The following is a 24,171-nucleotide window of genomic DNA, read 5'->3' as shown; positions in this document are numbered from 1 at the left end:
TATGAGCAGATTAAGATACCTGAAAGAAATGTCGCTGAAAGAACTTTCGTTTGAAAGGATAGCGAACGCCATTAAAGTAAGGTTAAAGGATATCCCTCATTTTATTTCATGGCATGGCAACACCTCGTTTGCGCGCCAAAACAAGGCTAAGCTGGCTCAATATCATAACAAACATAAAGGGCAGCGTTGTTTTATAGTGGCCAATGGCCCAAGCCTAAAACAAACCGATCTGTCGTTTTTAAAGGGTGAGGTTACCATCGCCATGAACAGGATGTACCTTAACTCGGGCGATATGGGCTTTACGCCAACATATATCGTTGTGCAGGATATCGCTATACAGCTGGTACAGTTTCGTGATGATCTGGATGCTTTGGATCATCTTCCTAAATTCTTTAACTGGAACGCCCGTCATCTGTTTACTAAAAAGGATAACCTGTCATTCATTAGGTCTGATTATACACCGCAATTCTCAACCGATCTGACAAAGACCACCTGGGGCGGGCACAGCGTTACCGCTGTTTGTATGCAGCTGGCCTTTTATATGGGTTTTGATGAGGTTTACCTTGTAGGTAAGGATCATAATTACGAGCAAACAGGCACACCTGGCGCGCTGGTATATTCAACCGGCGACGAAAAGAACCACTTTACACAGGGTTATTACAAAAAAGGCATGGCCTGGCGTATACCAGACTATAAGGGTGAAGAACTGGCTTACCGCATGGCACGTGAAACTTTTGAAAAGCACGGGCGCACAATAAAAGATGCTACCATAAACGGCAAGCTCGAGGTGTTTGATAAGGTAGATTATTACACATTGTTCAATAAGTAATTGTAAAATGAAATCGTTAGTAAGAAAGGGGATAAGCACCATACAAAACGATGGCTTAAAGGTTTTTGCCATGCGTATGGGGCACTATGGGATGGTGAAGCTAAAAAGGATGTCGAGAGGCAAAGATGCGGATAATTTGAAGCGTTGGGCCGATCTGAAAGATATACATAAAGGCAAGCGTGTGTTCATTATCGGCAATGCGCCCAGTCTAAACAAAATGCCTTTATATTTTTTAAAGGATGAGTATACCATGGGCTTTAATCGCTTTAACCTGATGTTTGAGCGCCTTAACTGGCTGCCAAGCTTTTACATGGTTACTGATGATCTGGTGATAAAGGACATGCATCAGCAGATAAACGAGGAGATATTACCCAAAGTACCTTATGCTTTCTTTCCTGACATTCACCCATCGAACGTTGAGTTTGATAAGTATATAGATCACCGCGAAAATGTTTACTGGCTGAATACCGATCGCCCGGAGTTCAGGGCCGATCTGCCTAAATGCGGTATCAATAAAACCGTAGTTAATGCCGCTATACAGGTAGCCGCTTACCTGGGTTTTAGTGATATATACCTGATAGGCGTAGATATGAGCTTTGCCGACCAAAAGGTAAAGAAAATGAACTCGCGCAACTGGGAGGCCGACGAGCACGATCCTAATCACTTTGATCCACGTTATTTTGGCAAGGGCCGTAAATACCATAACCCTACCGTGCACGAGATGATCGAAAAGTTTGAGATGGGCAGGGAGTTTTATACTCCGCGTGGTGTGCGTATTCATAACGCTGGTGTTGGGGGCAAGCTGGAAGTGTTCCCGAGGGTTGATTTTACATCATTATTCAATTTTGATGATAACACCAAAATCGACCTGCTTACAGCCGTTAGCGGGTTGCAGGATATGGGAATAACCTTTAACGAGGTGCTGGAAAAAGCCACACACCATACCACCGGCGATAAATACCCGGAGATGTTCTGTGTTGACGGCGAAGCCGGTATCACACTAATATCAAAGCTAATAGAAACGTATTTGCCCGTAGGAGAATATAACGGCAAATATTATTTTGTTAAGAAGAAGTAGTACTGTTTTGCATGGAAGGTGTAATTTTTGCTTGTTATCTAAACGTTCTTGCTAAAAGATAGTTTATTAATAAAAAGATGTAACATGCAAACATTAAAATTAATCGTACTCAATTTATTGTTTTTCTCGATTGCGACTATTCAGGTGGTTTCGGCGCAGACAAATAATTATTACATAGCTGCTAATGGTAACGATAGTAATACAGGAACATCAGCAGATAAAGCATTTAAAACAATAGGTCGCTTAAACAAACTCGTACTCAAACCTGGTGATGTTATCAACTTTAAAAGGCGCGATACTTTTAAAGGGCAATTGAATATCCGCCAATCCGGAAGTGCTACCAATCCTATTTGTATTGATGCATATGGCGAAGGTGATAAGCCGATAATAACAGGCGCAATACCTGTTAAAAATTGGACCAAACAAGAAGGTAATGTATGGAAAGCTAATGTTGGTGATGCCAATGGTGCTATAAATGGGGTATATATTGGTAATGATGATCTTCCGTTGGGTGTATACCCTAATCCTGAGGATGGCGACGGTTTCTTAACTATACAATCGCATACAGGGCATTCGCAAATTACGAGTACCGAAGCGTTAAACAATAATTGGGCAGGAGGTGAAGTAGTTATCCGTAAAAATGCCTGGGAGCTTGATAAGGCTGCAATAACCAATCAATCAGGAAATACACTTACAGTAACCGATAAGGGAACTGCAATTGCAGATAACTGGGGCTTTTTTATTCAAAATCACCCCAAAACACTTGATAGATCAGGAGAATGGTATTTTGATAAGGCTGCTAAAACATTGATGCTATATTACAATACCGATCCTAATAGTTTGGGGGTAACAGCATCTGTAATGGGTGCAGGTATAATATTGCAAAACGTTTCAAATATCTCAATACAAAATATTGTAATAAAACAAACTCAGCGTTTTGGTATCTCGGCAAAGAATGTTAAGGGTATTAAAATTAGCAACGTAGGTATTTATCAAATAGCTCAGGATGCCTTATCATTTCAAGGTAACGGTGGAGATGTAACTATAACGAATAGTGTTATTGATGGTGCGTTAAATAATGCTATAGTTATTTACGATCATAAATCAATTACAATCAACAATAACACCATCAAAAACATCGGCTTAGTAGCCGGTAGAGGTAATAGTGGTTCAGGTAGTTATATAGCGGTGCGTTATAACATGAAGAATGGACAAGCTGTGATCAGTAACAATACCATCCAAAATGTTGGATACAGTGGTATTGATTTCCGATCAAGCAATGTTACAATAAAGAACAATCTGATCAAGAATTTTGGCCTTACAAAAACAGATGGCGGTGGTATTTATACCTTTAACGGTAAAACAAATGGAGGATATACTAATCAGAAAATCATATCAAACATTGTGTTGAATGGCGTTAGTGTAAAAAAAGGCATGTATAAATCCAATTCAAGCGCACATGGAATTTATATGGATGATTGCTCTCAAAATGTTGACATAGAAAATAATACTGTAGCTGAATGTACAGGTTCCGGAATATTTTTACATGGTACCCGTAATGTAAGTGTAGGGCAAAATACATGTTACAACAACGCTAACCAATTATTAGTAAGTTATAGCAATTGCGGCGAATCAACAGGAAACAAAATTTTACAAAACGTTTTTGTAGGTAAAAAACAGCAAACTGTATCGCGTAATGTTACCAGGTTACTACGAAGCGCTGTTTCCCTTGATCCTACTAACAAACAAATGTCTGACGACAACAACACCCGCTTCGAATACAATGCCACAGGTGCCGCGAAAACGGTTACGCTTGATGGTACGTACCGCGATGCGGACAATAAAACATACGCCGGAAAGGTTACTTTACAACCTTTCTCATCTGTTGTGCTGATGAAATAGTGGCACAATATTTATATTGCGAGTAATAATGTGTATTATTTGTAATTTTGGCAATAAATAGTAAATTAATTATTATCTTCACATAGTTATTTATGTAATTATGTGAATAACATAAAATATCAAATTATACATCCTACACAAGAATATCACTCCACTGAACAAAAAATGGGCAAAATAGCATTAATCACCGGTATTACAGGACAGGACGGCGCTTACTTAACCGAGCTGTTATTAAGTAAAGGTTACGAAGTTCACGGTATAAAACGTCGCAGTTCATTATTTAACACTGACAGGATAGACCATTTATACCAGGACCCGCACGAAGTAAACCCTAAACTGGTTCTGCATTACGGCGACCTGAGCGACTCGACCAACCTGATACGCATTGTACAACAGGTGCAGCCCGATGAGATATATAACCTGGGTGCCATGAGCCACGTAAAGGTTAGCTTTGATACACCTGAGTATACCGCCAATGCCGATGGTATCGGTACCCTGCGTATACTGGAGGCAGTGCGCATTTTGGGTTTGACCAAGAAAACCAAGATATATCAGGCTTCAACATCTGAGTTATATGGTTTGGTGCAGGCTGTTCCGCAGTCAGAAACTACGCCATTTTACCCACGCTCACCTTATGCCGTAGCTAAGTTGTATGGTTACTGGATCACGGTTAACTATCGCGAAGCTTATGGTATGTACGCTTGCAACGGTATATTATTCAACCATGAAAGTCCGCTGCGCGGCGAAACCTTTGTGACACGTAAAATTACCCGTGGTGCTGCTAAAATAGCAATGGGTTTACAGGATAAACTATACCTGGGTAACCTTGACGCGCAACGCGACTGGGGCCATGCCAAAGATTATGTTGAGGCCATGTACCTGATACTGCAACAGGAAACTCCTGAAGATTATGTTATTGCTACCGGTGTAACTACCCGCGTGCGCGAGTTCGTTCGTATGGCGTTTGCCGAAACCGGTATCACTGTTGAATTTAAAGGTGAGGGCGATGCTGAAAAAGGTTATGTGGTAAGTTGCAGCAATCCGCTATATCAGTTACCGGCAGGTACCGAGGTGGTAGCGGTTGATCCGAAGTATTACCGCCCTACAGAGGTTGAGCTTTTAATAGGTGATCCAACCAAATCAAACGAAAAACTGGGTTGGAAACCTAAATATGATCTGGCTGGTTTGGTTAAGGAGATGATGGCTGCCGACCTTGAATTGTTCGAGCGCGAAAAGCTGCTTAAGGATTCGGGCTACGCTATTAAAAACCAGTACGAATAAGCTGTAGGCTTAATTGTTAAACATCTGTATTTATTTAAATGGATAAAAATTCCAAGATCTATATAGCAGGGCACAGGGGCATGGTTGGTTCGGCCATTCACCGTAAACTGCAAAAAGAAGGTTATACCAATATTGTAACCCGCACATCAGCCGAGCTTGATCTGCGCGATCAGAAGCAGGTTGCCGATTTCTTCGCTGCCGAAAAGCCCGACTATGTTTTTTTAGCCGCGGCAAAGGTTGGTGGTATTGTGGCCAACAATACCTACCGTGCTGAGTTTTTGTATGATAACTTGCAGATACAAAACAACATCATCCATAACTCGCACCTTAACGATGTTACCAAACTGATGTTTTTAGGTTCGAGCTGTATCTACCCTAAAATGGCGCCACAGCCTTTGGAGGAGGATTACCTGCTAACCGGTCCGCTGGAGCCTACTAATGAGCCTTACGCTATTGCCAAGATAGCGGGTATTAAAATGTGTGATGCCTACCGTGATCAATATGGCCGTAATTATATATCGGTAATGCCTACCAATTTGTATGGTTATAACGATAATTATCACCCGCAAAACTCGCACGTGTTGCCAGCCTTGATCCGTCGTTTTCATGAGGCAAAGGAATCAGGCGCGGCTACCGTTACCATTTGGGGGACTGGTTCGCCCAAGCGCGAATTCTTATTTGCTGATGATCTGGCCGAAGCCTGCTACTACCTGATGGAGCATTACAACGAGGCTGGCTTGGTGAACATAGGTACAGGCGAAGACATCGCCATAAAAGATCTTGCTTACCTGGTTAAGGATATTGTAGGCTTTGAGGGTGATATTGATTTTGATACCACCAAGCCTGATGGTACCCCGCGCAAGTTAATGGATGTGGGTAAATTGCACGGCTACGGCTGGAAACATACTATTGAACTGCCCGAAGGCATCAAACTGGCTTACGAGGATTTTAAAAGCAAATTATAATTGCAATAAATAATATCAAAATAGCCTTGCCTGTATTCGGGCAAGGCTATTTTGTTTAATACTTGACTGTTTTAACACGGCTTAGTACATTAGTGTTATGGAAGAACAAAACGACAATCAACTAAATATAGAGCTATCTGAGGAGATGGCCGAAGGTATATACTCCAACCTTGCCATTATAACACACTCAACCTCAGAGTTTGTGCTCGATTTTATACGTATTATGCCGGGCATACCCAAGGCCAAGGTAAAATCGCGTATTATACTTACACCAGAGCATGCCAAACGTTTATTAACCGCCATTGAGGAGAACGTAGCCAAATTTGAAGCAGCCAACGGCCGCATCCGCATACCTGATGATAACGCCGGCTTCCCCATGAACTTTGGCGGTCCGGTAGGGCAGGCTTAGATGGTGAGTGGTCAATGGTCATTGGTCAGTTGTCATTGGGGAATGGTCATCGGGTGATTTTTATATCATATAATGACATCAAAATAGAAAGGCTCACTGTTTAGGTGAGCCTTTTCTGTATCTGCTGATAGGGGATGATTATTCCCAAAGATTGGCAGGGTAGGTGCCGTTCTCAACCAGCTCAGAGATGTTTTTCTGAACAATTGGCTTATCTTCTTTATAAGTAACACCAAACCATTTGTTGGCGGTAGGTATCACTTTAAATGATGCTGTGTTGGTTTTGATCAGTTCGTCGGCTACTAATGGGATAAAGAATTCCGCTTTAGGATTGCCTTCGTTTTTGTGAGCGAATTCAACAAACATTGGCTCGCTTTGCTTAAATACAGCCGGAGTGAAACCCCAGAAATTCATTGATACACGGGTATCATTCGGTAGCGGGTATTCAACACCTCCATCTTCATAAACCACGCTGCCATCTTCTTTAAAGTACACTTGTGTACGCTCGTTGATCTCAACCATGTTGCCATTGTCGTCAACCTTACATACACCGCGCGATACTGAGCCATGCTCTGAAAGGGTTTTGTCTATCTGGTAACCTATCAGCGAGTAAGTATCGTCGCTAACTTCGCTGGTCAGGAATTTGGCCATTTTATCAAAAGCGTCAAAACCGTAAAAGTCATCAGCGTTAATAACGCAAAAAGGCTCGTTTATTTGGTTGCGGGCTGCAAGTACGGCATGCGCGGTACCCCATGGTTTAGCACGCTCAATTTCTTTATCAATACCGTATTGTTTAAGATCGAAGTTTTGGAAAACGTAATCTGTTTCAACAAGACCTTTCAGCTTAGGCTCAAATATAGCTTTGAATGATTCAGCAAACTCCTCGCGGATGATGAAGCTGATTTTACCGAAACCCGCTTTGATAGCATCGTAAATAGAGTAATCAATAATAGTTTCGCCATTGGGGCCAAAGCCGTCGGTTTGCTTCATGCTGCCGTAGCGGCTTGCCATGCCTGCTGCAAGTATCAGTAACGTTGGTTTCATGTTGTTTTATGTTATTAGAGTATGTTAACTACAGTTTGAGTGTTTGGTTTTAAAAAAGTGCAGATGCGATGTTTTTAATGTTATCCAAAACAATAATAATCAGAACTATTTGTATTTGTAAGCCATAGCTCGTTTTATTGAAAATTTAACACTTACGGCGCAATAATAAAAAGTATTTAATAATAATCTCATCATTATTTCAAAATAGTGATATAGTGTGCAGATTTTGGTGAGTTTACCGCGATGCTTATGTCTTAATGTTTTTTTGTACGTAATTTAGCCCGCGATGGGTTATTCAAGTTTACAAGCCTGCGTTGCCGACCTGGAGCGCAACGGCCGCCTGATACGTATAAAAGAGGAAGTTGATCCGTACCTGCAAATGGCTGCTATACACCTGCGTGTTTTTGAGCACGAAGGCCCGGCCATATTGTTCGAGAATGTAAAGGGCAGCAAGTTCCCGGCGGTATCAAACCTGTTTGGTACGCTGGATAGATCAAAATTTATTTTCAGGGATACGCTGGAAAAGGTGAAAACCTTGGTCGATATCAAGAACGACCCCATCAAGGCCATTAAAAATCCGTTTAAGTATGCTAATGTTGGTTTAACTGCACTTTCGGCATTGCCCATGAAGGTGAGGAGAGGCTCAGCACCCATCAGCTTTGGCCGCACCCAAATAAGCGAGTTGCCACAAGTAGTTAACTGGCCTATGGATGGTGGCCCATTTGTTACCATGCCGCAGGTATATACTGAAGATATGGATAAGCCCGGCATTATGAACGCCAACCTGGGCATGTACCGCATTCAGCTTGCCGGTAACGATTATGTGTTGAATAATGAGATAGGCCTGCATTACCAGCTGCACCGTGGCATAGGCGTGCATCAAACCAAAGCCAATGCCAAAGGGCAGCCATTAAAGGTGAGCATATTTGTAGGTGGCCCGCCATCGCACCCGGTTTCGGCGGTGATGCCGTTGCCGGAGGGACTGTCGGAAATGACCTTCGGCGGTGCTTTGGGCAATCGCAGGTTCCGTTATTTTTATGATGACGAAGGCTTCTGTATTTCTGCCGATGCTGATTTTGTGATAACGGGTACCGTGATGCCGCATGATAATAAACCCGAAGGCCCCTTTGGCGATCATTTGGGATATTACAGCCTTACGCACCCTTTCCCTTTGATGAAGGTGCATAATGTATATCACCGTAAGGATGCTATATGGTCGTTCACAGTAGTTGGTCGCCCGCCGCAGGAAGATACCAGCTTTGGCGCATTGATCCACGAAATAGCAGGCTCGGCCTTGCCCGAAGAAATACCCGGACTGGTGGCCGTAAACGCCGTTGATGCTGCCGGTGTACATCCGCTGCTGTTCGCTATCGGTAGCGAGCGTTACACGCCATACCTGAAAGAGCGCCATCCGCAGGAAATACTCACCATTGCCAATCATATTTTGGGTAAAAATCAGCTGAGCCTGGCCAAATACCTGTTCATTGCCGCTAAGGAGGATGACCCTAAGCTGGATATACATGATATCGGCGGTTTCCTGAAACATATATTACAACGTGTAGACCTTACCCGCGACCTGCATTTTTATACCAAAACCACCATTGATACGCTCGATTACAGCGGCAGCGGCCTCAACAGTGGTAGCAAGGTGGCCATAACCGTAGCCGGTGATATTAAGCGCGAGCTATGGAACGAGTTGCCTGCCTGGTTCAACCTGCCCCGTCCGTTTAGTGGGTATAAAATGGCTATGCCCGGTGTTTTAGCGGTGGAGCTACCCAAAAATATTGCTGCCAGCGATTTGCCTTTGATGTTGGAGATACTGGAAGAAGAACTGGGCAATAAAGAGCTGAATGGCTTGCCATTAATTGTACTTTGTGATGATGCCAGCTTTACGGCACAAAAAATAAACAACCTGGTATGGGTAACCTTTACCCGCAGCAACCCATCGCACGATATTTATGGCATAGGCAGCTTTACCGAGCACAAGCACTGGGGCTGCACCGGTCCGCTGATCATTGACGCGCGTATCAAGCCACACCATGCCCCTGTATTAGAGAAAGACCCGGCTACCGAAAAACTGGTTGATAAAATGGGTGAAAAGGGCGGTGCCTTATATGGTATTATATAATTAAGAATAAGAAAAACACAATCAAGTATTACAAACAAAAGCACAAACCGTAAATAACCTATCTATCCGGCATCAGAAATGCCCGGAGTAGCACAAGCCCTGCACAAAGTATAAACTTTCACCGGGCAGGGCGTAGCCGGCGACTTTTGTTTCTTTTGGTCGCTCAAAAGAAATTTAGGATAGGTAATGAAGCGATTTAAGTGAAGTGCTTTGATTAAGGGATTATGCTTTAATTATCGTTAGTCTGCTCTTGGCCGCAGAGGCCAGTTACTTTACCTTAGATGCAAAGTAACCAAACATCAAGCCGGAAAAAACCTTCATCCGCACAGGCCATACTCCCTGGCCCGGTTTTCCGGCAGGCCGACGCGCTTTTTGTTAATACTTCTTTTTGTCATTTCGACGAGGTACGAGGAGAAATCTCCCGCTTTACTATTGAACGTGTACAGATTTCTCCTCCGTCGAAATGACATAAAAATATAAACGCGTCATTGCGAGGTACGAAGCAATCTCTTTAGGCTATTCTTGTGGAAAAGCTGCTTGGGGATTGCTTTGTACCTCGCAATGACGCGTTTATAAAAATCCTCCCCTTGGGGGAGGATTTAGAAGAGGTTATATCTAACCTACTTCTGCACAAAATTAGCCAGCTCTACAGAGGTTTCGTAACTGGCATTTTTATAATGTGTTATTTTATCGTCGAGGCAAACGGTATCAATGCTGCCGCCGGTGTTGGTAAGCAGTAGCTTCACACGTACGTCAGGCTCGTATGCATTGTCTGTTTTCTTTAGGGCCAATAGCAGGGTATTAAGCGTATCAAAGGATGCTTTATCGGTAATGGTTTTGCTGCGCCACTTATCGGCGTAATAGGTGTCGAATTTCTCGCAGCTTATTTTAAACATGGTTTCTGTTTGAAAAGAGATCGCCTCTACCGTAGCCGATTTATATGAGTTTTCAAGCTTTGAACTTTGGCAGGCACTTAATAATGTTGCGCATGCAATAACAATAAAGACTTTTTTCATAACAGGTGTAAATTAATAAGCCACAAGTTACATGTAAATCCTGTAATGTTTAGCGCATTGCAAAACAAAAAAGCCACCTGTTAGAGTGGCTTTCTGTATGATTACTGATACTGTATATAAACAGGTATCGGTTTGTATTTCATTAACTCAGCGGGGGTAAGCATGCGCTTAGGTTCCTTTTTGGTATCGTTTTTATAAAACAATTTAAAGCCTGTAAACTGTACCGGTTCCGGATATATCCAATGGCGATAGGTGCCCAGTTTAAGGGTTGGGTCGCCCCACCCATCCATATCCATTACCACCTGCACTTCGGGGCGGGTCTTGATATCCTTAGTGTTGGTTACCATTTTGCGGGTAAAACGGTGTATAACCAATATTTTAGGCGGCAGGCCATGCTTTTTAACCAATTCGGCCAGGTAGTTGCTCACATAGTTAATATCAGCGGCATCATAAGTGCCAATGCGTTTGCCGGGCTTGCTGCCATCCTTCATAGAAAATTCAGGGTCCATACCAAAGTGTACATTAGGCATCGATAGATATTTCTCTAACAAAGGCAACTCAGTTTTAATATCGCTCAGTGCAACCTGTACATCTAAAAACACCAATCCATCAACTTTTTTAGCCAAATAGAGTACGGTATCTATTTGTTTGAATGGCATGCGGTAACGGTACTTGCCATCCCTGCCGCTATCGCCCTGTGCAACTACAGCTATATAATGCAGGGCCGGCACAACAAGCGTTTTAGGATCGGCCTTTTCCCAGTTCTTCACCTCGCCTTTCAGTTTAGCCAGCATTTCATTGGGCGGAAGCTCGCCCAAAATGCCCATCTTTTTCGAGAACAGGTTACCATAAAATGCCACTACACGTTTAAACGGCAGTATCGCACCCGGCAGGGGATAAGCCGCTTTTTTAACCGGCCAGTAACCATTGGTATCGCCATTGGCCAGGCGTAAGTTCAGTGAATCGTACAGGGCGGTATCTAACGGTGGATATGTCGATTTTACAATGGTATCACCATTTTCACTTTTGCCATCGCCGGATACCGGGCTGCTGCCCTTAGTGGCCGATTTACCGTTGCCTGTGCAGTTCGAAAATAATGTTAAAGTTGATAAACTGAGTAGTAGAAGTAAGAATAGATGCTTTGCTCTCATAGCAGAAATAACGCAGTTTTTAATATTTGTGTATACTGTAAATATAAGGGAATGCTTAAGCGCTTAAGCTTTTATTTTGCAAAACTTACCAAATACGCCCAGCGGTAATTTTGGTCCGGCGGTGGCTTGCAGGTAAAGTTCGCCGGTTTCAAAATTCTCTACCTGCGGATAGGCACTTTTTACCAGGTTCTCGATAATTACTGATGAAAAACCTAACGAATAGGTATTCAGTATCAGGAAATGTTCTTCCGGGTCAAGTAGTTGTACCACGTCGCGCATCATCTCTTTGATGTGGTCTTCCAGCTTCCATTTTTCGCCGTTGGGGCCGTGGCCGTAGGCAGGCGGATCGAGGATGATGCCGTTATATTTTTTACCGCGTTTAAGCTCGCGCTTCACAAATTTCAAGGCATCCTCAACCACCCAACGTATGTTGTTGAGGCCTGATATTTCCTGGTTTTCGTTAGCCCAGGTAACCACCTGCTTAATAGAGTCAACGTGCGTAGTTTCGGCACCGGCAGCATTGGCAATTAACGATGCACCGCCGGTATAGGCGAACAGGTTAAGCACCTTTGGATTGGGTGTTTTGAATTTTTTGATGTTGCTGCTGATGTAATCCCAATTAACGGCCTGCTCGGGGAATATGCCCACATGCTTGAACGAGGTCAACCCCAAGCGGAACTTAATAGCCGCCTGCGGATTTTTGTATTCAATATGCCAGCGGTCGACAGTTTTAGGGTTCTTTTTTACCCAATCGCCCGCGGTGGCCGACCGGCCTTTGAATTTTATATGGTGCAGCTTTTGCCATTCGCTTTCGGGCAGGGCCTTATCCCATACGGCCTGTGGCTCGGGGCGAATAAGTATGGTATCGCCAAAACGCTCCAGCTTCTCAAAGTCGCCGCAATCAATCAGTTCGTAATCTTTCCAGTGCGTAGGAGTGAGTAGTTGGATCATGGTCAGAGATTAGAAATTTGTGATCAGAGATCAGTATTAAATTTAGCCCGCAAAGGTAATGAATAGTTAATTGATTAAATACTGCAAACATGTTAGTTAGAAAAAACTAATCACTGCTCACCAATCACTACTCACTAACTTACAGCTTCTCCTTAGCCGCCTGCATAAATTTACTGGCGAACACAAAGTCGTTAAGCTCCTGTTTGTCGGTATGGGCTATCTCTTTGTTTGATCCTTCCCACCATTTTTGGCCCTGGTGTAAAAAGATGATATGATCACCAATACCCATCACGGAGTTCATATCGTGGGTTACTACAACGGTGGTAATATCGTACTCCTTGGTAAGTTCGGCTATTAGCTCATCGATCAGGATGGACGTTTTTGGGTCGAGGCCTGAGTTGGGCTCATCCACAAACAAATATTTAGGCTGCATGGATATGGCGCGGGCAATGCCTACACGCTTTTTCATACCGCCCGATAACTCTGCAGGGAACAGTTTGTTTTTACCTTTCAGATTAACTCTTTCCAGACAAAAATTAGCGCGATCCAGCTTTTCACTTTTTGATTGATTGGTGAACAGATTGAGCGGGAACATGATGTTTTCCTCCACCGTCATGCTATCAAACAAAGCCGAGTTTTGAAACAACATGCCTATTTCGGTACGTATGGGCACGCGCTCCTCAAAGCTCATTTCGGTAAAATTCTGGTCGTTAAAAAATACCTGGCCTTTGGTTGGCTCGTGCAGGCCTACAATGCATTTAAGCAGGGTGGTTTTACCTGAGCCCGAACCGCCTATAATAAGGTTATTTTTTCCCGGTAAAAATTGCGCGCTGATGCCTTTAAGAACCTCGTTATCGCCAAATGTTTTATAAATATCCTTGATCTCGATCATAGCATTACGCGTGAAATAATAAGGTCAGCAAAAAGGATCATGATACAGCTCCAAACCACACCACGTGTAGCCGACTGACCAACCTCTAACGCGCCACCCGAAGTATAAAAACCCTGGTAAGCACATACCGAAGTGATGATGAAACCAAAAGCGAATGATTTTATTAACGATGCCTGTAAGGTGATGGGTAAAAATCCATCGCGAAGACCCAACACAAAATCGGCAGGAGCAATATCGTCTGACGCGGCACAGGCAATGTAGCCACCTAATAACCCTAAACATATTGATAATATATTCAGCATGGGCACCATAGTAATGCCGGCTAATATTTTAGGCGATATAAGGTAACCCGGAGCGTTAACACCCATAATTTCGAGAGCGTCTATCTGCTCGGTTACGCGCATGGTACCTATCTGCGAGGCAATGCTTGACCCTACACGACCGGCCAGCACCAGTGCCGATATGGTTGGGCTGAACTCGAGTACGGTTGAATCGCGGGCAATGCTACCTGCAATAGTATCAGGTATAATGGGGCTGTTAAGCTGAAATGCCACCTGGATAACGGCCACCGCGCCAATAAACAGCGAGATGATACCAATGATGCCTAATGAGCCAATGCCGATGGAAATCATTTCGCGCATGATCTCGGCCCAGTATACACTGAACTTTTCGGGCTTTCTGAAACTTAATCTGAGTAAAAGTATATATCTGCCTAAACTGGTAAACATTTTTGCTTTTTTAGATAAACCGGGTTAAAAATACGTTTTTAATAACAAACTGTTTTTTTAACCCGCATGGTGATGTGAATTTAGCAGTTGTTCTAAAATTAACTATTAAAGATTAAGAATGGTAGAATTGTTTTTAATGATGCTTTAAATAAACAGTTTAAGCTGAAAATTTTTGTTTTGTAATCTTGATTTAATCTTTGATTATTTTTTAATTTTGGGTAAACCATTTTAAAAACATAGTGTTTTTGTTAAAAGAATAGCGAATCCCACCTCCGCTAAGCAACCTGAAAGTTTTAATATTTTTTGAATTTAATGCTGATGCGCCTTTTAGGCGGTTATGCCTTGTTTGCTTTTAAATTTTCTACATTATGAAAGAGGTATTATTATTAAGTGATGGCTCGGTACAAAGTGATCGTGCTATGCGCATAGGCGCCGAAATTGCAAGACTTGCAGGTATACCATTAGTGGTGGCCAATGTTGCCGATGTAAAAACGGGGGTTAAGGTGCTGGCATCAGGCGGGGTAGAGATATCCAAACCCGATCAGCTCGAGAGTACTGTTTACGGTGAGCAGATAGATGTTAGCGGCCTTACAGAAAATCAGCTTGCCCAATTGGTTAACCAGCGCAATACCTCATTGCTTGTAAGCGGCCTCAGCAGCAGTAATAATATTTGTTTGCATAACATACTCAGCAGGGTGGCCTGCCCGCTGCTGGTATTACCGGAATACTATGCTTTTAACGGCTTTAAGCGCATCACCTATATGGCCGACTTGCGGTATTGCCAGCTGCCAATAGTGCGCTACCTGGCCAACATGGCGCGCGATAATAATGCCAGTGTGCACGTAGCGCATTTACCGGCCAGTGGCCTGCCGCGTATGGACGAAAGCTACGCCATTGATGTATTTAACGATGGTATTCGCCGTTTTGTGAATTATGATAACCTGAAATTCAGCAACACCACCGAGCGCGATCTGCAAAAAGCCACGGATGTTATCATTAACACCATGAAAACCGACCTGCTGGCTTTAGCCAATCATCAATACCACTTTAGGGAAGTACTGCAAGGCAAACTCACTGCCGACAGGTTGAACAACCTGCGTGTGCCGGTACTGGTTTTCCCGGGATAAAGAGCAATATTAACGACCCATAAATTGAAGCAAGGCTTGTTCGGTACCTTTAAAGGCACCGGATATGCCTGCTTTTAACCCTGCCATAGCCGATGCAAAGTGCCCGGCATCCTCAATACCTGCACCTGTAGCGCGTTTGTAAAGGTAGCCGGCCATGTAGGTGTCGCCGCAACCGGTGGCATCCTTAAATGCTTCGGGTCTATAAACCGGGATGGTATGGAATTCGCCATCAGCATAAATTATGGAGCCTTGGGTACCCAGGGTAATTACCACTTCCTTTACGCCCATTTGGGCTAATATTTTGGCGCCCTCCTGTATATCATCAGTGCCGGTAAGTACGGCTACTTCATATTCGTTGGCTTTTAATATGTGTACGTAAGGTAGCAGGGTGGCTTTATCGGCCCAGTCAATAGCCTTTACCTCCATATTCACCACCTCTCGCAATAATCCCTGCGCGTCAAGCGATAAGGTGCCTTTTGCTGATAGTTCCTTGAATATCGCGGCATCAATATCATCGGCCAATAATGGGCCTAAATGGTAAAAGCGGGCATGGGTACCGGCTACATCGGCAACGGTAAAAGCATCCGCCTTTTGCAGAACGCGCTGCGTACGGTGATCGCTGTTTTCGGCGTAGCTGTTTTCAAAGTAAACAGTATGCTGGCTGGGCAACGCGGTAAGCTCAATACCTATTTGTTGTAATCCATCGGCATAAGCTATCTGTTCCTGCGCTAAGGCGGTGATCAGCTTATAACTAACCGGCATTTGCCTCACGGCGTGCGAAAAATAAAAGGCTGTACCGCCGGGCATGTAAACCTCATGTTGTGGGGTAACAACCTTATCGTGTGTAATGTGGCCAATGCAGCATATATCGTAAACCTTGTTATCAGTACTCATAAAATCGGGGTGGAAAGGTAAAGGTAAAATTTGTATTAATTTTATGGTATATATTTATCCGCAATTTTAACGCAAAACTTACACACAACACATAATGAAGAACGCCATCATCACCGGCGGCACCAAGGGTATGGGCCGCGCCATTACTATAGCACTGGTTAAACAGGGTATTAACGTATCCATCTGCTCGCGTAACGTTGCCGAGTTGGATGCATTTAAGGACGAATTGCTGAGCATCAACCCCCAAATTCAGGTTTTTACTACCGTTGCCGATTGCAGTATTCTTGCTGAACTGAAAAATTTTGCCGAATTCACCGAGAAAAACATGGGCTTCGTCGATATTTTGGTGAATAATGTGGGTATGTTCAAGCCTGCGGCTATACTTGATGACGATGATGAATCGTACCAAAAACAGATGGATACCAACCTGCGCCCGGCCTATGAGTTGTACCGTTTCTTCGGTAAAAGTATGGTTTCTGTCGGTAAAGGGCACATCTTCAATATATGCTCGGTAGCGGGGTTGCACCCCATAGCTGAGGCGGGTGTGTATAGCGTAACAAAGTATGCTTTGGTAGGTCTTAATAAGGTAATGAAGCTCGAAATGCAGCCTCACGGTGTAAAGGTCACCGCTGTAATTCCGGGGTCAACGTATACCGACTCATGGAAAGGCGCACAGGTTGATACCAACCGCATGATATTACCCGAGGATATTGCATCGGCCATTACAAATATTTTAAACATGAGCAATGGCGCGAACGTTGACGAGATCATCATCAAACCAACATTCGGGCAGATTTAGAAACAAACTGACAAAGCAATGGAAAAGAAACTTTATCGCGACGAGCAACGCAAAAAAATTGGCGGTGTTTGCGCTGGCTTAGCCGACTACTTCGGTGTTGATGTATCAATTATAAGGGTTATATTTTTGGTAACCTTTATAGTAAAGGGTTTTGGTGGCATGATATACGTTATACTTTGGATAGTATTGCCAAAACGCAACATATTTATCGACCCTGCTACTGATTATACCGTACCGCCGCAGGAGCCGTACAATCCCTTTAAAAGCAGCAGCCAGCCCAACTTTACCATGCCCGGTTTTGATGCCGGTAAGCCTTTTGGCATGCCGCCGGTAAAGAAAACATCAACCGTGGGTATAATAACCGGTGCAATACTCATTATAGTTGGCGCAGCCTTTTTGTTGGATGAGTTTCACCTGATACCTGATGTTGATTTTGATGTGCTTTGGCCATTGGTACTGGTAGGCGCGGGTATAGCCTTTATCCTGTCGGGCGCTAAATCGCAACCGTGGGACCGCAAGGACTGGAACCAAAGCCAGCCAGCCCCTGAGCAGCCTGCTGCTGAGCCCGAAAAAAAAGCCGAACAAACTTTTAATGATAACCCTCCAACTGAATAAGCCATGAGAAGCGATAAACTGATAACAGGCTTAGTGCTTGTACTAATAGGCGTGGCGTTTTTGCTATCGCACTACGGATATGTTGATATACACTGGATGAACTTTTGGCGCTTGTGGCCTATATTCTTGGTAATTGCGGGTGTTAACTTAATATTTGCCAATAACAAATCGGGTACGGCTACAGCTATAAAGGCGCTGGTTTTGGTAGGTGGCCTTTCAATAATACTATTTGCCGATACAGGTAACCACTACTTTTGGGAGCCCCGCAACTTCCGTTATAATTTTGACGACAAGGGCTGGCACCGAAACCACGACCGTGATGACAATGACGACGACGAGGATAACGATCGCGACATTGTAAAAGTTGAGGGTAACAGCAATTTTAAATACGATTACTCGCCCGATATTAAGGCGGCCGAACTGAACATCAGCGGTGGCGGCGCAACCTACAGATTGAGCGATACTACCTCATCGCAATTGTTCAGCGCATCAACCAAGGAGTTTTTGAACCGCTATGAGTTCACCAACAGCAAAAACGATTCGCTGGCGGTATTGAACTTCAGGATGCGCGATAATGGCCGCAAGCATAATTTTAAATGGGATAGCGATCATGCCAACGAGGCCGATTTTAAACTGAATGCCCTGCCTGTTTGGGATATCAATGTAAAAACCGGCGCTGCCGAGATCAATTTTGATCTGTCGAAATTCAAGGTGCGCAACCTGAACATCAGCGGCGGCGCGGCATCATTTGATATTAAGTTAGGTCAGCCATTGGCTACAACTATGGTTGAGGTTTCAACCGGCGTGTCCGAGATCAAGATAAAGGTGCCTGAAGGTGCAGCTTGCAGCATCACTACCGATTCGGGCCTGTCATCAACCGACATTAACGGCTTTACCAAAGTAGCCGATAACCGTTACGAAACCCCGGGTTTCGCATCGGCTAAAAACAAAATGTACATCAAAATGAAAGGCGGTATATCCGACTTTAACGTAAGCAAATATTAAAACCCTTTTCACAATTGCTCTATACAATCAAAAAGCCGACCTTGATAGGTCGGCTTTTTTGTTATTTTTGGGTAATGAACTTTCATGAATTACCTCTAAGACCTTATCTGGCAAAACGTATAGTTGCTACACTTATTGATTATGCCATTTTCTCATTATTTACATGCGTTTACATTTGGGTGTTTGATGAAGATCCTGATGTTACAAATATGCAGGTAACCGGGGTTGCCATGCTGCCGATCACCATATTATGGTTATTGTATTTTCCGCTTACCGAAACACTGAATGGTGCAACGCCGGGACATGATATAATGAAATTAAAGGTAGTGTTAACCAATGGTAGGGATATATCTTTTTCGGTAGCTTTAAAAAGGCGTGTATGCGATCTGATAGATATCTCTACTTATGGCATTGTTGCTGTAATATTGATATTAAAAACCCAAAAACATCAACGCCTGGGCGATCTGTTAGCTAATACTGTTGTAATTAAAAAAGAACACAGTAAAATAGTTAAACCTGTTTTTTAATCTTGATAATTGGTATCGATACTTTTATGCTTTGTTGATTACCTTTGCCGGATACATCAGCATAGTATAATGAAAAAACACCTCGATATAACCGTTACAGGCAAAGTGCAGCATGTTTTCTACCGGGCATCAACCAAGGCCGTGGCCGATCAGCTGGGCGTTAGGGGCTTTGTACGTAACGAAGCCGATGGCAGTGTTTTTATTGAGGCCGAAGCCGATGCCGGCACCATGAGCATGTTTTTAGATTGGTGCCACGAAGGCCCCGAGGATGCCGAGGTTGCCGCCGTTGAAACCCATGAGGGCGAATTGAAAAACTATCGTAATTTTGAGGTTGTAAAAATAAACCGCACGCTTGGGGCGTAGGGGTTAAAAACTCATAGTCATTTGTCAACTGCTAAAAAATTTGCCGGGCAAACCGCTGTTTATGGGCTTAGTACCATAGTATCAAGGTTACTCAATTTTATACTTACACCTATTTACACCAGCACGTTCGCTACAAACGTGTACGGTGTATTTACCACCATGTTCAGTTGGGCGGCCATACTCAACCCGTTTTTGGCCTTTGGTATGGAAACCACTTTTTTCCGTTACCTCAACAAACGTAAGGATGACAAGGAAACGGTTTACAACAACGCCTTCGGTACTATACTAACCTTGTGCCTGCTGTTCGCGGTAATTGCCATTCCGCTTATTGATCAGATAGCGGATGAGGTGCGCATTGGCGATAAAATTCTATCGAGCGATTATGTGCTCTACGTAAAATACTTTATTGCCATAGTAATAATGGATGCTATTTGCGTAGTGCCCTTTGCCCGCATTCGCGGCGAGGGCAGGCCGGGCAAGTTCGGGCTCATCAAGCTCATCAACGTGATATCGTTTTTGGCGCTTAACCTCATGTTTATTTATGTTATCCCCCTTATCCTCAAAAATAAAATATGGGGTTGGGAGTGGATAGCCACCTGGTATACGCCTAAATGGCTGGGCTATGTATTCCTGTCGAACTTATTGGCCAGCGCTATAACCATGTTGCTATTGTTGCCCGAGTTATTATTACTGCGTTTTAAGTTTAACTGGCCTTTGTTAAAGGAGATGCTGGTTTACAGCTGGCCGGTGGTAGTAGCTAACTTTTCGTTTATTATTAACGAGCATCTGGATAAGCTGATGCTGGGCAAACTGCTACCCTCTAAAGTAAGCGGCGAGGCGGTGGGTATATACTCGGCCTGCGCTAAAATAGCAGTGTTCCTCAATATATTCATCCAGGCATTCAGACTGGGTGCCGAGCCGTTCTTTTTTAACCACGCGGGCAACAAAAACTCTGGCCAAACCTACGCCAAGATCATGAATTACTTTGTGATAGCCATGTGCCTGATATTTGTAGGGCTGATAGCCAACATCCAGATACTAAAGTATTTTATTAACGAGCGTTTTTGGGCGGGCTTACCGGTAGTACCGTTGCTGCTGTTTGGTTACCTGAATCTGGGCATCTACATGAACCTTTCCGTTTGGTATAAACTGTCCGATCAAACTAAGTATGGCCTATATATATCAGGCCTGGGGGCGTTGTTCACCATTGTGTTTAACCTGATGTTTATCCCGTCATACGGCTACATGGCATCGGCCTGGGTATCATTGGGTGCATATACGCTCATGTCGGTACTATCATACGTATGGGGACAAAAAAACTATCCTATCCCGTATAACCTTAAAAAGAATCTGGCTTATACATTGAGTTCGGCAGTGATCGTTTACCTGTCGTTCGTGATATTTAGCCGTAACATTTTTGTGGGTAATGCCCTTTTGGTTGCTTATGCGGCAACCGCCTTTTATTTTGAACGTAAAGAATTATTGAGCATATTTAAGAGATGATCGTACGAGTAATAAACAAGTCGGCCAACGCGTTGCCGGCTTATGAAACTTTGCATGCCGCCGGTATGGACCTCCGTGCCGACCTTGAAGCACCTGTAACCCTGAAACCGCTGGAGCGCCAGCTAATACCTACCGGCCTGCACATTGAGCTGCCCGAAGGCTTTGAGGCACAGATACGCCCGCGCAGTGGCCTGGCCTTTAAGCATGGCATCAGTATAGTAAATTCACCGGGTACGGTTGATGCTGATTACCGTGGCGAGATCAAGGTGTTGCTGGTAAACCTCTCAAATCAGGATTTTGTGGTGAACCCGGCCGAGCGTATAGCCCAAATGGTAGTTGCCCGTCACGAAAAAGTAGAATGGCAGGAAGTTGAACTGTTGAATGAAACAAGCCGCGGCACAGGCGGTTATGGCCATACCGGTATAGGTTAATCGGTTTTTTGCGAGAGATGAAAAAGTTGTTTATCATTATACTGATGCTGCCCGCTGTGGCCATTGCCCAAAGTAAAAAAGGGGCGAAGGGTACCGGCGTGGTAATGGTTGTGGGCAAACCCATGACCTCGCTGGACAGTATTATGGTGAAGCAGCTTTTTTTTTCGGCCATAAGGGAGAAAACCATCGAGAACTTTACCCTGGCTGCCGATCTGTTTAACCGTTGCTTACAGATAGACCCTGCCAATGATGCCGCCATGTACGAGCTTGCCGCCCTGCGTAAATCGCAAAAGCGGGAGGAGGACGCGCAGGTATTGCTTGAGCGCGCCGTTACCGTTAATCGCGATAACGAGTGGTATTGGGTGGCACTGGCTGATAGCTATCAAAAGACCAATGAGCTTGATAAGCTGGAGTATGTGTACAACGAGTTGATACGCATTAACCAAAAGCCCGATTATTATTTTGATAAGGCCAACGCCTACTTTCTGCAAAAAAAATATGATCAGGCACTAACGGCATATAATCAACTGGAAGGTATAACCGGGTTGACCGATGATCTGCTGATCAACCGCCAAAAGGTTTACCTTAAACAAAACAAGCTCGACAAAGCCACGGCCGAGCTGGATGTAATGATAGCTGCCAACCCTACCGAGTTACGCTATTATTTACTACAGGCCGAGCTGTATAACTCCAACGGATTTAGCGAAAAGGCGTTGAAAGTATTAGAGCAGGCAGCCAAACTTAATCCGGATAATGGCATGCTGCATTTGGCACTGGCTGATATCTACCGGGATCAAAAAAATCTGGAAGGGAGCTTTAAGCAACTTACCATCGCCTTTGCCAGTCCGGATATTGATGTTAACCAAAAGATCAAGATCATATTAGGCTACCTGCCCAAGTTGCAGGACCCCGCCGCCCGCTCCAGCGCGTTGGAGCTGAGTCGTGTACTGTCTGCCACCCATCCTGATGATGCCAGGGCGCAGGCACTGTATGCCGATATGCTGGTGCAAAACGAAAAGTATGCCGATGCCAAGCCATTGTTTCAAAAGGCTATCCAGTTAAGTAAGGATAACTACGCCGCCTATGAGCAATTGGTGCGCATAGAGCTGTCGGAAAATAAGATAGACGATGCTATAAAGGTTGGTGAGGAAGCCATGACGTACTTTCCTAACCAGGCCTGGATGAATTATTTATTAGGTACGGCTTATTATCAAAAAAAGAACTTGTCGAAAGCCTTAAGTTATTTAAAGAATGCCGCCGCGCTAAACGGTGACGATAATAACCTGGGGGCGTATATCTATTCAGTACTGGGCGATTGCTTTCACGAACTGAAGAATGATAAGGCATCGGACGATGCGTATACCAAGGCGCTTACCTATAATCCGGATAATGCGTTTACGCTGAACAATTATGCGTACTATTTATCGTTAAGAGGAGAGCAGTTGGATAAGGCAGCCCAAATGGCTAAGCGTGCCAACGAAATTCAGCCCAATACCGCCTCGTTTGAAGATACTTACGCCTGGATACTTTTTAAACAAAAAAAGTATGCCGAAGCAAAAGTGTGGATAGAGAAGGCATTGGTGCACGATAAAAATAATAGTGCGGTACAAACAGAACATTATGGCGATATAATGTTTTATTTAGGCGATACCGAGGCTGCTTTACAAAACTGGAAAAAAGCGAAACAGAACGGCAGCCGCTCGGCAGTGTTAGAGCGAAAGATAAATGAAAAAAAATACGTGGAATAAAATATTACTGGTAAGCCTGGGCCTTATAGTTTTTGCAAGCTGTAAATCAAAAAAACAGGTAGTGGTTAACCGCAACGCAACAACGGCCGTAAAGCCCGCCAGCGATGTGGAAGCAAGGCTTACGGCCATCCGTGCAAAGCAGCTTACCTTTAATACCTTTTCGGCCAAGGCCAAAACACAGCTGAATATTAACGGTAATAATCAGGATGTTACCTTGAATATCCGCATCAACCGCGATAAAAAGATATGGGTATCGGTAACCGCTATATTAGGGGTTGAGGTAGCCCGCGCGCTGATAACGCCCGATAGTATACAGGTGGTGAACAAGTTTCAGGGTGTATACCTGAAAAAGCCGTTCAACTATATCCACAAATTTGCCAGCAAGCAGATAGATTATACCACACTGCAATCGTTACTGGTAGGCAACGCCATCCCGAAACTGCTTAATGATAGTATAACCTTTGAGGCATCGGCCCCAAATATCACCGGCTCGGGCAAGTTGGATGAGCTGGTTTACAAGCTGGTTTTAGGTGCCGATATGCGCGTAACACAAACCACTTTGGCCAACCAGCAATTGCAGCAATCGTTACAGGTAACCAACAACACATTTATCCAAACGCCGGATAATAAAGTGGTGCCATCGCAAATTGATATCGCATCTGTTGTGAAAAAACAAAAAATACAGGTTAATTTGCGTTACAATAAAGTTGAGTTTGACCAGCAGTTAGATTACCCCTTCAGTATACCTGATAAGTATTCGCCCGCTGCCGAGTGACCCCTTAAATAAG

General features: G+C 43.9%; 24 protein-coding genes. 17 read left to right on the top strand and 7 right to left on the bottom strand.

Features of this window, described 5'->3' with window-relative positions:
* The first annotated feature begins 1 nt into the window (after nt 1).
* The 6 genes from IM792_RS12895 (at nt 2) to IM792_RS12870 (ending at nt 6,464) form a co-directional block, all read left to right on the top strand.
* Nucleotides 2-829: a 6-hydroxymethylpterin diphosphokinase MptE-like protein gene (locus tag IM792_RS12895; RefSeq protein WP_194102286.1), complete on the top strand. Its 828-nt coding sequence runs from the start codon at nt 2-4 to the stop codon at nt 827-829.
* A gap of 7 nt (nt 830-836) precedes the next feature.
* A complete protein-coding gene (locus tag IM792_RS12890; RefSeq protein ID WP_194102285.1) occupies nt 837-1,907 on the top strand; it encodes a 6-hydroxymethylpterin diphosphokinase MptE-like protein in 1,071 nt (356 codons plus the stop codon).
* Between the two features lie 84 nt (nt 1,908-1,991).
* Nucleotides 1,992-3,809: a right-handed parallel beta-helix repeat-containing protein gene (locus IM792_RS12885; RefSeq protein WP_194102284.1), complete on the top strand. Its 1,818-nt coding sequence runs from the start codon at nt 1,992-1,994 to the stop codon at nt 3,807-3,809.
* Nucleotides 3,810-3,974: 165 nt separating this feature from the next.
* Nucleotides 3,975-5,090 carry a GDP-mannose 4,6-dehydratase gene (gene gmd, locus IM792_RS12880; RefSeq protein ID WP_194102283.1) on the top strand — a complete coding sequence of 372 codons (1,116 nt, stop codon included), beginning with the start codon at nt 3,975-3,977 and terminating at the stop codon, nt 5,088-5,090.
* 38 nt (nt 5,091-5,128) lie between these two features.
* Nucleotides 5,129-6,055 carry a GDP-L-fucose synthase gene (locus tag IM792_RS12875; protein WP_194102282.1) on the top strand — a complete coding sequence of 309 codons (927 nt, stop codon included), beginning with the start codon at nt 5,129-5,131 and terminating at the stop codon, nt 6,053-6,055.
* A 97-nt stretch (nt 6,056-6,152) separates the two neighbouring features.
* On the top strand, nt 6,153-6,464 hold the full coding sequence (locus tag IM792_RS12870; protein ID WP_194102281.1) for a DUF3467 domain-containing protein: 312 nt from the start codon (nt 6,153-6,155) through the stop codon (nt 6,462-6,464).
* Nucleotides 6,465-6,602: 138 nt separating this feature from the next.
* Here the strand turns inward: IM792_RS12870 and IM792_RS12865 are convergent, their stop codons facing one another.
* A complete protein-coding gene (locus tag IM792_RS12865; RefSeq protein WP_194102280.1) occupies nt 6,603-7,505 on the bottom strand; it encodes a sugar phosphate nucleotidyltransferase in 903 nt (300 codons plus the stop codon).
* Nucleotides 7,506-7,791: 286 nt separating this feature from the next.
* On the opposite strand from IM792_RS12865, the gene IM792_RS12860 reads away from it, so the two are divergent.
* Nucleotides 7,792-9,633 (top strand): UbiD family decarboxylase, encoded by a 1,842-nt coding sequence (locus IM792_RS12860; protein WP_194102279.1) that lies wholly within the window; start codon nt 7,792-7,794, stop codon nt 9,631-9,633.
* Nucleotides 9,634-10,253: 620 nt separating this feature from the next.
* Here the strand turns inward: IM792_RS12860 and IM792_RS12855 are convergent.
* From IM792_RS12855 to IM792_RS12835, 5 genes are all read right to left on the bottom strand, one after another.
* Nucleotides 10,254-10,649, bottom strand: coding sequence for a hypothetical protein (locus IM792_RS12855; protein ID WP_194102278.1), 396 nt, complete (start codon nt 10,647-10,649; stop codon nt 10,254-10,256).
* Nucleotides 10,650-10,750: 101 nt separating this feature from the next.
* On the bottom strand, nt 10,751-11,800 hold the full coding sequence (locus tag IM792_RS12850) for a hypothetical protein (protein WP_194102277.1): 1,050 nt from the start codon (nt 11,798-11,800) through the stop codon (nt 10,751-10,753).
* A gap of 63 nt (nt 11,801-11,863) precedes the next feature.
* On the bottom strand, nt 11,864-12,751 hold the full coding sequence (locus IM792_RS12845; RefSeq protein ID WP_194102276.1) for a class I SAM-dependent methyltransferase: 888 nt from the start codon (nt 12,749-12,751) through the stop codon (nt 11,864-11,866).
* A 139-nt stretch (nt 12,752-12,890) separates the two neighbouring features.
* Nucleotides 12,891-13,643, bottom strand: coding sequence for an ATP-binding cassette domain-containing protein (locus tag IM792_RS12840; protein ID WP_194102275.1), 753 nt, complete (start codon nt 13,641-13,643; stop codon nt 12,891-12,893).
* Nucleotides 13,640-14,371, bottom strand: coding sequence for an ABC transporter permease (locus tag IM792_RS12835; RefSeq protein ID WP_194102274.1), 732 nt, complete (start codon nt 14,369-14,371; stop codon nt 13,640-13,642). The genes IM792_RS12840 and IM792_RS12835 overlap by 4 nt, the downstream gene beginning before the upstream one ends.
* A 368-nt stretch (nt 14,372-14,739) precedes the next feature.
* On the opposite strand from IM792_RS12835, the gene IM792_RS12830 reads away from it, so the two are divergent.
* Nucleotides 14,740-15,498 (top strand): hypothetical protein, encoded by a 759-nt coding sequence (locus tag IM792_RS12830; RefSeq protein ID WP_194102273.1) that lies wholly within the window; start codon nt 14,740-14,742, stop codon nt 15,496-15,498.
* Nucleotides 15,499-15,507: 9 nt separating this feature from the next.
* Here IM792_RS12830 and IM792_RS12825 read toward each other — a convergent pair whose 3' ends face one another.
* The gene (locus IM792_RS12825; RefSeq protein WP_194102272.1) at nt 15,508-16,392 is read right to left on the bottom strand and encodes a PfkB family carbohydrate kinase; all 885 of its coding nucleotides are present in this window, start codon (nt 16,390-16,392) and stop codon (nt 15,508-15,510) included.
* Between the two features lie 94 nt (nt 16,393-16,486).
* On the opposite strand from IM792_RS12825, the gene IM792_RS12820 reads away from it, so the two are divergent.
* From IM792_RS12820 to IM792_RS12780, 9 genes are all read left to right on the top strand, one after another.
* The gene (locus IM792_RS12820) at nt 16,487-17,191 is read left to right on the top strand and encodes an SDR family oxidoreductase (RefSeq protein ID WP_194102271.1); all 705 of its coding nucleotides are present in this window, start codon (nt 16,487-16,489) and stop codon (nt 17,189-17,191) included.
* 18 nt (nt 17,192-17,209) lie between these two features.
* Entirely contained in the window at nt 17,210-17,806 is a 597-nt protein-coding gene (locus IM792_RS12815; RefSeq protein ID WP_194102270.1) for a PspC domain-containing protein, read from the top strand.
* A gap of 3 nt (nt 17,807-17,809) precedes the next feature.
* On the top strand, nt 17,810-18,811 hold the full coding sequence (locus IM792_RS12810) for a DUF5668 domain-containing protein (RefSeq protein ID WP_194102269.1): 1,002 nt from the start codon (nt 17,810-17,812) through the stop codon (nt 18,809-18,811).
* Nucleotides 18,812-18,885: 74 nt separating this feature from the next.
* On the top strand, nt 18,886-19,338 hold the full coding sequence (locus IM792_RS12805; protein ID WP_194102268.1) for an RDD family protein: 453 nt from the start codon (nt 18,886-18,888) through the stop codon (nt 19,336-19,338).
* 69 nt (nt 19,339-19,407) lie between these two features.
* Nucleotides 19,408-19,701 (top strand): acylphosphatase, encoded by a 294-nt coding sequence (locus IM792_RS12800; RefSeq protein ID WP_194102267.1) that lies wholly within the window; start codon nt 19,408-19,410, stop codon nt 19,699-19,701.
* Nucleotides 19,702-19,722: 21 nt separating this feature from the next.
* Nucleotides 19,723-21,204, top strand: coding sequence for an oligosaccharide flippase family protein (locus IM792_RS12795; protein WP_194102266.1), 1,482 nt, complete (start codon nt 19,723-19,725; stop codon nt 21,202-21,204).
* Complete coding sequence (gene dut / locus IM792_RS12790; RefSeq protein WP_194102265.1) at nt 21,201-21,635, top strand: dUTP diphosphatase; 435 nt, start codon at nt 21,201-21,203, stop codon at nt 21,633-21,635. Before IM792_RS12795 ends, dut begins: the two co-directional genes overlap by 4 nt.
* A gap of 17 nt (nt 21,636-21,652) precedes the next feature.
* Complete coding sequence (locus IM792_RS12785; protein WP_194102264.1) at nt 21,653-23,383, top strand: tetratricopeptide repeat protein; 1,731 nt, start codon at nt 21,653-21,655, stop codon at nt 23,381-23,383.
* On the top strand, nt 23,361-24,158 hold the full coding sequence (locus IM792_RS12780; protein WP_194102263.1) for a DUF4292 domain-containing protein: 798 nt from the start codon (nt 23,361-23,363) through the stop codon (nt 24,156-24,158). Before IM792_RS12785 ends, IM792_RS12780 begins: the two co-directional genes overlap by 23 nt.
* Nucleotides 24,159-24,171: the final 13 nt, after the last annotated feature.

The organism is Mucilaginibacter sp. JRF (assembly GCF_015223065.1).
GTDB lineage: Bacteria > Bacteroidota > Bacteroidia > Sphingobacteriales > Sphingobacteriaceae > Mucilaginibacter.
The sequence above is the reverse complement of the archived record's forward strand: the minus strand, read 5'-3'. Positions and strand labels throughout refer to the sequence as shown.